This window comes from Gracilibacillus sp. JCM 18860 (assembly GCF_055395245.1).
Window position 1 is genome coordinate 2048868 of record NZ_AP043868.1, and the last position, 12291, is coordinate 2061158.

At 36.4% G+C, this 12291-nt stretch carries 10 protein-coding genes; 1 reads left to right on the forward strand and 9 read right to left on the reverse strand.

Annotation, left to right across the window (positions count from 1 at the left end):
• Positions 1–476: 476 nt before the first annotated feature.
• From ACZ5R4_RS10385 to ACZ5R4_RS10395, 3 genes are all read right to left on the reverse strand, one after another.
• Entirely contained in the window at positions 477–1460 is a 984-nt protein-coding gene (locus tag ACZ5R4_RS10385; protein ID WP_109984736.1) for an aldo/keto reductase, read from the reverse strand.
• 334 nt (positions 1461–1794) lie between these two features.
• Entirely contained in the window at positions 1795–2649 is an 855-nt protein-coding gene (locus tag ACZ5R4_RS10390; RefSeq protein ID WP_109984735.1) for an AraC family transcriptional regulator, read from the reverse strand.
• A 386-nt stretch (positions 2650–3035) separates the two neighbouring features.
• On the reverse strand, positions 3036–4532 hold the full coding sequence (locus ACZ5R4_RS10395; RefSeq protein ID WP_245902333.1) for an extracellular solute-binding protein: 1497 nt from the start codon (positions 4530–4532) through the stop codon (positions 3036–3038).
• A gap of 195 nt (positions 4533–4727) precedes the next feature.
• On the opposite strand from ACZ5R4_RS10395, the gene ACZ5R4_RS10400 reads away from it, so the two are divergent.
• Positions 4728–5357, forward strand: a complete 630-nt coding sequence (locus tag ACZ5R4_RS10400) for a YesL family protein (protein WP_245902332.1) — start codon at positions 4728–4730, stop codon at positions 5355–5357.
• Between the two features lie 42 nt (positions 5358–5399).
• Here the strand turns inward: ACZ5R4_RS10400 and ACZ5R4_RS10405 are convergent, their stop codons facing one another.
• From ACZ5R4_RS10405 to ACZ5R4_RS10430, 6 genes are all read right to left on the reverse strand, one after another.
• Positions 5400–6266 (reverse strand): carbohydrate ABC transporter permease, encoded by an 867-nt coding sequence (locus ACZ5R4_RS10405; protein WP_109984733.1) that lies wholly within the window; start codon positions 6264–6266, stop codon positions 5400–5402.
• A gap of 20 nt (positions 6267–6286) precedes the next feature.
• Positions 6287–7165 (reverse strand): carbohydrate ABC transporter permease, encoded by an 879-nt coding sequence (locus ACZ5R4_RS10410; RefSeq protein ID WP_054789188.1) that lies wholly within the window; start codon positions 7163–7165, stop codon positions 6287–6289.
• A 175-nt stretch (positions 7166–7340) separates the two neighbouring features.
• On the reverse strand, positions 7341–8669 hold the full coding sequence (locus tag ACZ5R4_RS10415) for an ABC transporter substrate-binding protein (protein ID WP_109984732.1): 1329 nt from the start codon (positions 8667–8669) through the stop codon (positions 7341–7343).
• A gap of 114 nt (positions 8670–8783) precedes the next feature.
• Complete coding sequence (locus ACZ5R4_RS10420) at positions 8784–9551, reverse strand: response regulator transcription factor (RefSeq protein WP_054860705.1); 768 nt, start codon at positions 9549–9551, stop codon at positions 8784–8786.
• A gap of 6 nt (positions 9552–9557) precedes the next feature.
• A complete protein-coding gene (locus tag ACZ5R4_RS10425) occupies positions 9558–11291 on the reverse strand; it encodes a sensor histidine kinase (protein WP_277678453.1) in 1734 nt (577 codons plus the stop codon).
• A gap of 112 nt (positions 11292–11403) precedes the next feature.
• The gene (locus ACZ5R4_RS10430; protein WP_109984730.1) at positions 11404–12174 is read right to left on the reverse strand and encodes a DeoR/GlpR family DNA-binding transcription regulator; all 771 of its coding nucleotides are present in this window, start codon (positions 12172–12174) and stop codon (positions 11404–11406) included.
• Between the last annotated feature and the right edge of the window lie 117 nt (positions 12175–12291).

Here is a 12291-nt window from a genome sequence, read left to right on the forward strand (position 1 = left end):
AAAATTTATATGTTCCAAACGTAAACTAAAAAAACACACCAGACCTAAAGCCAAGTGTGTTTCATTAATAAGCTATCAATTGAGACTTCCAACAGTGGGGTATTCTTATCCCCTATTGTTGGTTAAAGAAACTTATCGTAGGCTTAGCGTCCATTAACCCGACACGACCGTAGCGTAAAGTAAATGGATAGTGGACGATTAGCGTTGCGATAAACCAAAAATGTCGCGATCTACTAAGAAATCGCGACACACTGATAGCTCAAATATCCTGTAAAAGCATCCCTTTTATTTATCAAGATGCAAAATCCATATAGGCATGGTCACGTTCATTTCATTATTTAATTTAGGTGGTTTATTCTTCGTTATTTTCCTCATCTCACGTGACCTCCTTTACCTATTTTTTGGTTAATCCCTTAGAAGTATACCTTTTCATCGGATAGATTGCAAGCATTTATTGAAAAAATTTCCTCTCTTTATTAATATGGCCCACGGATAGAATCATGAACTTCTAATTGGTAAAATTCACGTAATTTTTCTAGTTCAGATTCTGAGAATTCAGGCACATTCATTGCTGCTAAATTATCCTCTACTTGTTGGACTGTTTTGAAGCCTGGTATTACAGAAGTAACGGCATCATGACTTAATATCCACTTTAAGGCAGCACGAGTCATATTACCTCTCCTGTCCGCAATCCATTCTAATTGTCTGCTAAGCTCTACACCTTTATGAAACGGAAGTCCAGCAAAGGTTTCCCCAACATTAAAGGCTTCCCCGTTTTGATTAAAGTGGCGATGATCATCTGCCTCAAATTGATGGTTGGATTGAAATTTACCTGTTAAAAGACCACTAGCTAATGGCACCCTTGCGAGAATTCCCACCTTTTTCTTTTTCGCCACTGGAAATAACTCCATCATTGGTTTTTGACGAAAGATGTTAAAAATCACCTGCAAAGCAGCTACATTAGGATTCTCCATGGAAAGCAAACCTTCCTCTACTGTTTCCACACTTACACCATAATGGCGAATTTTCCCTTTTTGTTGTAGCTTGTCCAATACTTCAAATACCGACCCATCTCGTAATATTTCAATGGGTGGACAGTGAATTTGGAGGAGATCTAGTTGCTCTCGCTTAAGACGTCTTAGGCTATTATCGACATAATTGGTGACAGACTCCTCTGAATAGTTCTCTGGATCATGAATATCACCAGCACGACAAAACTTCGTCGCGATATATATTTTATCCTCTTTGCCCTTTGTGGCTTTTGCTAATAGCTCTTCACTATGACCATCACCATAAACATCTGCTGTATCAAAAAAGTTAACTCCTGCTTCCATCGCACGGGCTAGTCCATTTAATGCCTCTTGGTCATTTGTTTTTCCCCAAGCTCCCCCAATTGCCCAAGTACCAAAGCTTAATTCACTTATTTTCATATCTGTTTTACCAAATTGACGATACTCCATGTAATCTCCCTTTCCTTTGTTATCAGTCATAGGTTTTCTTAGACTTTGTCCAGAGTCTCAACTAACATTATACGTCTTTTTCCTTGGATTAAAAAAGAATTCGTTTTCATCCTGGAAAGCTTTTGCACAGAAAATTATACACAAGGGATCAAACATACCCACAGGTTATCCACAAAAGTTGTTTATAAGACTCAACATGCTTGTTCTCATCACCTTTTTCGGATTTATATATTTTTTCGTAATCGTTCCATAATGCCAAAAAATAAGGATTAGAATCATCCACACATTCTATACCTATCCACAGATTTTTGTGGATAGGTATACTTTATCCACATTATATGGTTCTATTTATCTTAGATATCTCTTGTTCTCGGTATTCATTTGGGGATAGACCTGTTAATTTTTTGAATATTCTCCAAAAGTGGACATGGTTCGTATAACCCGCTCGCTTCATAATTTGATTTATTTTCATAGTTGTCTCTGTTAACAGTCGTTTAGCCTCTGTTATTCTTACTGCATTTAAATACTCAATAAAGCTACACCCTATCGACTTTTTAAATAGCTTACTAATGGATTGCTCATGAAGGTAAAATGACTCAGCAAGCACGGACAATGTAATCTCTTGATGGAAATGCTCATTAATATATGCTATAAGATCGTCAATAATTTCAGATGACGGATGGACGTGTTCTTGCTCTAAAGATGGTGTTTGTTCGTTTAGTAATCGCTTACATTCTGTTAGAAACTGAGATAATAACAATTGCAAATAACGGTAACTGTCTTGCTTGTTGAGGAAATATTCCTTTAGCATTTTCTCTAAAATAAAGGGTAAGTGTTGTTGATTCCTTATCGATAACATAAGTGGCCCCTGCTTAAATAGACTCATAATTAGTGCCTGGTCCTCCTTCAACAGGAAACCATCTCTAAAGTTCATGACAATTCGTTGATACTTGTGGTCATTGACAATCGTTTTGTGCATTACATTTTTATCAATGAACATGATATGATCCTTTTTAACCGTAAATTTTCCACCATTCATAAAAAGAATTTTTTCGCCTTCTAAAAGATATAGGATCTCATAATCTTGATGAAGGTGATAATGTTGCATATCCTGGCTATTCTCATATCCTCGTGAATAATCTAGGTAAAAGGATTGATTTCTCAATGAGACATTAACCTTATCAACCAAAACTACCCCTCCTCAAAGTATGGTGAAGTAGTTTTAGCATATCGGATTTCACAAAATCTAGAAAGTGTCATAATACCTATGACCATAGTTGATGGAAGAAATCTTCAGTAAAAAACCAAGAACAAAAGCGCAGAGCGCCTGCTTAGAAACGTAGCGGCTGGAGCGAAGCAACTGAGATAAAGGAATCACGGTGAGGTTACGAACCGATGATGACTTATCGTAGGGCGCTTTCGGGAAGTCGCCTAGTTTCTGGCGCTCGGAGCTGGAAGTGGCTAATCATGGTTCTATATGTTATCCACAACCTAAAATTTTATAATTTCCTAAGCAATAAAAAAACATGTGCAACAGCTCTCCTTGCCCCTGCACATGTCCATTATTATCCTTTTTTATTTACTCCATTGCTCATTGTACTCTTTTATTACTTCCTCACCGCCTGCTTCTTTCCACTTTTCTATTGCTGCATCAAAACCTGCTTCATCTGTTTGACCTTGAATATATTGATAGGTAGCATCTTCGATAATTTGATCCAATGTACCTGCATTTTTAATATATGTCTCCGAATCAAGCCCCACACTTAAGTCATTGACGACATAATTATCATTATCCTTATATAATTCTGTTGCTTTTGCTGCTGGTTCATAATCATAATAGGATTCATATCTGCCATTAGTCATCGGCTCTCCTATTTCAAAAGCTGTATATGGCTTGATTTCTACATCGAATTTATCTTGGTCAATGACATCCGCACGGCCATCTACCACTTCGTAGTGCTCTCCTTCCTGACCCCAGATGAGCAAGTTAGCTCCTTCTTTTGTCATTAAATAATCAAAGAATTTCAGTACTTCCTTCAGCTCCTCTTCTGATGTGATAGCTGATTTCGGAAACATGATAAGACTACCATAGCCAGGGATCGCTCGAAGTCCGAACTCACCATTTGCCCCCTCAATATAATTATGTACATCAAAGGAAACATCAGGATTAATCACTTTTGCATCTTGATAGATTCCGTGAACATCCTGCATGGAGCCAATATAGGCGCCTGCTGTCCCATTTTTCATCATTTCCTGCTGATCTGTTTTGCTCGTTACTTGTGCATCCTTATTCATATAGCCATTACTGTGCAAATCCTTAAAGAAATCCATCGCCTCTTTATATTCCGGAAACATAAACTCTGGTAATAGCTTACCATCCTGTTCTCCCCATCTGTTAGGTCCACCCATCCATGAAAAGACGGTTACAAAAGTACCTAAATTTCCTCTGTCTGTAAGACCGATCGTATCGTTCTTTCCATTACCATCTGGATCGTCTTCTGTAAAAGCACGGAGCATTTCATAGAATTCATCGATGGTTTTTGGTGTTTCGATTCCTAGGTTATCAGCCCAATCCTTTCTGTAAATAAGACCAGATCGGGATAAGGGACGCCCCATATATAAAGAATATAATCCACCATCTACCTTCGAATTTTCTAGTGTGCTTTCTCTTAGTTTACTTAAATTTTCGAATTCCTCTAAATATGGCCCAATCTCCCAAAATTGTCCATCCCGAATAGCATCCTTAAATTGAACAAACTGTTCTGTCTTAACTAAAAAGGCATCAGGCAATGTATTAGTTGAGAAAGCTGTATTCACACGCTCCTCATAATTGCCATCTGGTACCCATTGTATTTCCAGCTCTGTATTTGTTTTTTCTTCGAGCAATTTCTCTAATTTATCTTGAGGGACTTCAGGTGTGTGAAGATTCAGCATGACTGACATTTCAAAAGGGCCATCTGAATTGCTTGAGCTAGAGGAGTCATTCTCTTTCTTACTTGTCGTATTATTACTACATGCAACGATCAAACAAGCAACCATACACAATGCACTAATTAACCATATTTTTTTCATTTGACCACAACCCTTTCTAAATTTCTTTCTCTTAACACTTAACACTATTTTATCAATTAAACGTTTACATATTTTTATTGATTTAACCTATTATTCTTACATTTTGAGCTTATTTCTGTCCATTTTCATCCGCAATATGGCACTACTTTATGTTAAAATAGAGATATCACAAATAAGCAGGGGAGATTATAAATAATGAATGCTTTATATAAAGGAACAGAATGGATTACGCGCTTTGCCTATGTTAATATCCTGTGGATAGGTTTTTCCTTACTCGGGTTAGTCGTATTCGGGTTTTTCCCTGCGACGGTAGCCATGTTTACGCTTGTTAGGCAATGGATTATGGGGAATATCGATGATCCGGTATTTTCAACCTTTTGGAAAACGTATAAACAAGAATTTTTAAAGAGTAATGTAATCGGTTTAATTATTATGATCATTGCCTTTTTGTTCTATGTTAATTTTCAATACATCGGCATGAATCAAGGTGGATTTCATGATATTATTAAAATTCCATTATATCTATTTATGTTCTTAATTAGTTTAACTATCCTTTATGTGATTCCGGTATATGTACATTACGATGTCCGGTTTACACAAATATGGAGAAATGCATTCTTCCTCATGTTATTACATCCAATGCATAACATTGCTTTAGTTGTAAGTATTATCATCCTTTTATTCGTCATGCAAGCAATACCTGGATTAATTCCATTCTTTAGTGGAAGTATCATCGCCTTTCTAATAATGGGGAATAGCTATCTCACATTTAAGAGAGTTGAGGCGAAACAAGAGAAGCTATTAGAAGAAAGTAGTAAAACCTGAAGCTCCTTAAAAGCTTCAGGTTTTCATCAAGCTATATAAAATTTAACCTTTGATCGATCCCGCTGCAATCCCTTCTACGATACGATCACTTAGGATTAAAAAGGCAATTAAAATCGGGATAATACTAATGACTAGTGTTGCCCCAATCGCACCCCAATCTGTCAAATATTGACCGATAAAATTTTGGATACCTACTGTTAATGTCTTAAATTTATCTGAGCTAATAAATGTATTTACAAAGACAAACTCATTCCAGTTGTAGATCATATTAATGATCGCTGTTGTCGCCATCACCGGTGTTGTCATTGGTAATGTGATTTGGAAGAAGATACGATGAACAGAACAACCATCTACGACAGCAGCTTCCTCTACCTCACGTGGTAACGTGTAATAAAATCCTAATAAAATCATAATGGTCAAAGGTAAATTAAAAGCCGTATAGGATAAAATAATCGATAACGGATGATCTACTAAGTCTAGCTGTAAGAAAAAATCAAATAGTGGAATTAAGGCAGAATGAATGGGAACCATCAAGCCAACCATAAATAATCCAAGAACGAGCTTATTTAGCTTCCATTGCATTCTCGTTATCGCAAATGTGACAAAGCTTGCAAGTAATACCGTTAAAATAACCGATACTATTGTAATCCAGACACTATTAAAGAAATAGAGATCAATATTACCGTCTGTCCATACCCTAACATAATTCTCCCATTTCGGTTCTTGTGGTAAAGCGAATGGAGACAATCCAAATACCTCTGCATTACTTTTTAGCGAAAATAGAAACAACCAGATTAATGGATATATTTGAAAAATAGCTACTATAATTAAAGCTATATAAAGCACAGTCATACCAATTCTTGTCCAAGCACTTTGGTCGGACTTAACGTTTTGTCTACTCAAAGCCATCCTGTTATACCTTCCTTCCATTAATATTGCACTTCATCTTCTGAAGCCGTCAGCTTACGGGTCAACCATGTTACGATTAAGGTAATGATCAATAGGAAGAATGCTACTGCACTACCATAGCCAAACTCATAGCTTCCAAAGGCCTTTTGATACATATAGGAAGCAATCACTTCACTCGCTCCATTTGGTCCACCACCGGTCATCACATAAATTAAATCAAAATATTTCAATGACCCAACAATAGCTAAAACGACGGTTACTTTTATAACCCCGGAAATTAAAGGTACCTTAATTTTATAAGCAATTTGTATAGGATTTGCTCCATCAATCTTTGCTGCTTCAATCAACGATTCTGGAATACCTTTTAAAGCGGCATAGTAGATGATGATATAAAAGCCTGCATATTGCCATAAGATCGCTACAAAAATTGCATATAAAACTAAATTAGGATCTGCAAGCCATGCTGGAGGAGACTCAACACCTAAGCTCATTAATAAACTATTTAACATTCCATTATTTGGATCATATATCTTAATCCATAGCTGCGCAATCGCAACAGATGACAACAGCATTGGGATTAAGTAAATTTTTCTTAATAGATTAGATCCTTTTATTTTTCCAGCTAATATTAAAGAAATAATTAAATATCCTGCAAGACTGATCGTTGAAAATAATGCTAGTAAAAAGGAATGTCCTGCACTTTCCCAGAACTTCGCATCTTTTACTAATTCCATATAATTTTCAAGACCAATAAATGTCATGGGACCAATACCATTCCATTCCATTAGCCCATAGTATCCAGTTAATAAAATTGGCCCATAAATTAAAGCAACGATTAGTATTAGCGCTGGCAATACATATAAAGCAATGACTAGTTTATTTGACATTACTTTGTTCATAGAAAAATCCCCTTCTCCTTATTTTTAGAAAAGAAAAGGAGCTGTACTCAAAGCTAGCTCACGGCGGACTGGAGCAATGACAAGTTCCATACATTTGTAAACTAGCTTTTAAGACAGTTCCTTTTCGAAGTTGTTGTATAATGATTGATTGGTTACTTCGATAGAGAATACTAATTTATTCTTCTGCTGCTAGTGCATCTTCTTGCTCTTTTGCAAATTCCTCTGGTGTAACAGCTTTACCAAATAATGCTTGTATCATATCTAGATGAACTTCTGCAACACTTGGACTCATTTGTACATCTGCATAAAGTGTTAAATTAGATGCTTCATTTAAATCATTTAAGATATCAATATACATTTGTGGTAACTCCATACCTTCTGTGTTTACTTTTGTCGCAGGGATAACACCAGCATCTGTAACCGATTTTTCGCCCCATTTTTCTACAAAAAAGGCAACAAAATCTTTTGCTTCTTCTTTTACATCTGAATTTTCTGCCACAAATAATCCAACACCTGGACCACCTACGAAGCTATTTATATCGCCTTTTCCGCCTTCAACCGTTGGAAACTTCATATATTCCACAGAATCTCTAAATTCCTTTGGATTATCTTCATTAGTAGTCCATTCTGGTAAATCCCAAGTTGCCATAAGATACATGGCTGCTTGTTCATTAATAAAATATCCTTTTGCTTCGTCATTACCAAGACCGTTAAAACCATTGATAAATGTATTCATATCTACAAGCTCTTGAATCTCCTCTGCTGCTTGAATCAATGCAGGATCTTCAAAGCTACCTGTGCGATTAATCGCATTATTCAATACTTCTGGACCACCAATACGATCAGCTAAGTACATATACCACATAGACCCTGTCCAACGATCCTTGTTTCCAAGAGCTACAGGAGTAACGCCATTATCTGCCAATGTTTGAATCGCAGCTTTTAACTCCTCATATGTCTTTGGAACTTCCACTCCATTTTCATCAAAAATACGTTTGTTGTAATAGATTGGCGTAATATTTAATTCTAATGGTAAACTATAAGTCGTTCCATCAATTTGATAAGCTTCTGCAGTACCAGCTACAAATTTGTCTTTTAATGGACCTTCAAGAACATCATCTAATGAAGCAAACATATTACCGCTTACATATGGCTCCAAAAATCCAGCTGGCCATGCCATTCCCACATCAGGAAGCTCATTAGAGGTGGATAAAACCTTTAATTTTTCTTTATATTGTTCATTTCCTAATATCTCCACTTCCACCTTAACGTCTGGATTTTCTTCTTCAAATTCTTTAATAATATTATTGACGATTTCATGATGCTGTTTAGAACTACCTTCTGGCCATAAGTGCATAAATTCAATCGTCTTCTTCCCTGAGTCTGAACCGCTTTCATTTGAATCATCACTCGTTTCAGATTCAGAATTTCCTCCACATGCTGCAAGAATGAAAACAAAAGCGAGAGACAAAACGAACAAACTCTTCTTCCATTTGCCCTTCATTGTAAAACCCCCTTGAAATATGTTTTTTCATTTCCATTTCAGTTTAGCACCAAGTTTTTTTCTCTGTAAGGTATCAATGATTAGGTAAAATACCACTAATTTTAGAAATCGTTTTCAATTACTTTTTCGATACACATTTGGTGTCATATTTTCATATTGCTTAAATAGCTTGATAAAATATTTAGAAGTTTGATAACCTATTTGTTCTGCGATTTCAGAAATGGTTAAATCAGTTGATAATAATAGCTTTTTTGCTTCCTGCAATCTTCTGCGAGTGAGATATTCACTAAAGGTCATATTCAGTTCTTCTTTGAAGAGTGCACTTAAATAACTAGCATTTAGATGGACTTCTCCTGCAACTTTTTTCAGAGTAAGCTCCTCAGCAAAATGCGATTCAATAAAGGCGATCGTTTCTTTTACGGCTCGGTTATAGGATGTTTCATTGCTTACTTCCATCCATTTTTCATCTACGATTCTCTTTACCATCCCTCTTCTTTTTAATTCTTCTTCCATTGCTATCGCCTTCTCGATTGCTTCCATTAGCTTTTCTTTCGCAATCGGCTTTAACAAATAATTGACCACACCTAGCTCCAGTGCTTGATGAGCATAGTCAAATTCAGAGTAAGCAGAGATAATGATTACTACTGGATCTTGGGCCTTTTCCTTTAATTGCTGTAACATCTCTAGTCCTGTTACCTCAGGCATGCGAATATCTGTTATTAAAACATGGACCTTTTGTTGATGAATTTGCTTGATTGCTTCTGTTGCATTTTCTGCCGTTAGTACCTCGTATCGGTCAATGGCGTTTCTCTCTATTGTCTTTTTTATCCCTTGGCGACTTCTAGGCTCATCATCCACTACTAATATCACTTTTCGTTCCATTCACTCTCAGCTCCTTATCGGAATTTCAAAGCTAACCCTCGTACCCTTTTTCTCTTCGCTTTCAATCACAATTGGCTGATATTCCTTTTCTTCAAAAAATAAATTCAGTCTCTTCTGAACATTATATAAAGCTAGTCCTGAACCTCTTTTGTTTTTGTGATAACCACTCATCAGGCTGTTGACATGTGCAAGCATTTCTTGATTCATACCTGGTCCATTATCAATTACTGAAATACGCAATCGATTTTCTAGCTCCGTTTTTTCAATATTAACCGTCACATGACATGGGCCAACTACATTTCCAGCCCCATGTAATATCGCATTCTCTACGATTGGCTGAATCATCAGCTTCGGAATTTTTGCATCTAACCATTGAAAATCTACTTCCTTTTCCCAATTTAATCGATCTCCAAATCTCATGCGCATGATTTCCATATATCTTTCAATGTGGGCTAGTTCGTCTTTAATCATTACCCACTCCTCTTCATTCTCCTTTGTAATCGTATAACGGAATAGCTCTGACATCGCTAGTACAACATTGGCTAATTCCTCTTCTTCCTTCTCATCTAATGACCAGTACAAGGCATCTAATGTATTAAAAAGGAAATGTGGGTGAATTTGTGCTTGTAATGCCTTCAGCTCTGTTCTATTCTTTAATAGCTCTTTTTCATAGACCATTTGCACAAGATAGTTCGTCTCAGCTGCTAGCTGGTTATAGGTTTGATTTAATTCATTTATTTCGTTCGTTGATGGAATGACAGGATTCTGTGCAAGCACACCTTCCCCTGCTTCACGCATTGTTTTCGTTAATCGTGTAATCGGCTTGGTGATAAACGTAGATAAAAAATAGGAGGATACTAAGAAAATCATAATACCAATTATTCCTGCCACTACAATCCCTGCCTGAACGGTAGACATCCCATTGGTTAGATGCCTAACAGGTGTTAACATATAAGTGGTCCAGCCTGTGAGTTCTGAGGTATGTTGTACAATCATATATTCTTCATCATCGATCATGAGCCTGTCCGAATCCGTATGCAGTAAACGATTCCTATCTCCATTAAAATTAGAAACGATTGGTCTATTCTGTTCATCTAACACCACCGTATAATCCTTGAGCCCCTCCTCCTGCTTAGTAGGATTAAGCTGAAAATGACTTCTGCTTATCCTTGCAAGGATGTAACCACCTCTAAGAAAATTCCGATCGACTAAGTTGATTTGACGACCAACCAAAAAATAATTTTCGTCATATGGGTCTTCACCAAGCCAGATTAATCCCCCTCTTGCTTCATTGGCAGCTGTAATCCACTTTTTATTTACCCTATCAACTAGACTCGTAGAATCAATCGGGATGACACGCTCGTAATTTTTTGTATAAATTTCGATGGAATAAATACCATCCGCATTTGCTTGAATTAGATTCACGGTATTCATTAAGGATTGTCTTTGGTCAAATGTAATGGTATCTCCTCTTGTTTCATTGAATAGGGTATGTTGTACTTCTTCATTCGTAATTACTTGTTTCGTTACCATATTTAATTGCTCGTATAAAGAATCATAACGGCCACTTGATTCAATAGCCGTTTGTCTAATTTGTTCTTCTGCATTATTTTGTAACAAATCCTCTACCGAAATGTAAGTAATGGCACTAACTATGATTAGTACTAGTAAGATAACGAATAAATAGACGACTAGTAATTGATTTCTTAATGTATTCCACTTTTTAATATGTTTGAGCATTCTATCACTCCGCGACTTTGTTTATCGGATAACCTAAGTTATGATACTATTATACTATCATATTACGACAAATAAAAACACCTAGTAATTTCTTACTAAGTGTCTCTACAAGTTAAGTAATGGCTTTGATCACTTGTAATCCTAATTCTTCTATTTGATGAACATCCTCTTCATCCACTTGGCTATCTGTTACAATCCGTTGAACTTGATCTAATTTCGAAACATGTGCAAAGGCTTGTTGATGAAATTTATGATGATCTGCTAATATATAAGTCGTATCTGCAATCTCGATCATCTTCTGTTTGACACGTGCCTGTTGTTCATTGGACTCACTAATGCCTTTTTCGAAATGGATCCCTTTACAAGAAAGAAATGCCTTATTCACATGATATAAATCAATCGAACGCTCTGCTAGGGGACCGACATATGAAAAGGAGCGGGCAAGTAACGTCCCACCAGTTGAAATAACCGTTACATGATGTTTTTTACTTAATTCTAAGACAACATTCACCGAATTAGTTAAAACGGTAATGGGTATATTCGGTAAATTTTTGGCAACATATAAAGCGGTTGTACTAGCGTCTAATAAGATCTTATCGGTCTCTACAATGTGTTTTACCGCTTCTTTTGCTATTTGTTTCTTTTCCTCTACATGAGTAATTTCCCGTTCTTGAAAAGGAATCTCTGGTCCATCTGAAGAAGGTTCAATACTTACAGCTCCTCCATGGCTTCTGGCTAGCTTTTTTTCCTTTTCTAGCTTCTCTAAATCTCTTCTGATTGTTTCATCTGTTACGGAGAAAAGTGCAGATAATTCTGATACCCGCACACTTTTTTTCTGATTCACTTCCTCCACAATGCGTTGGTGTCTTTCTGCAACTAACATAGTCTATGCCCACCTTCTATTTTACGGCTACCTATTTCCCATTTATAATTGAAGCTTCCAGTTTTTATTTGTATTCATTCTATCATAGGTTATACAAAAAAATAAGCAAATTATAGA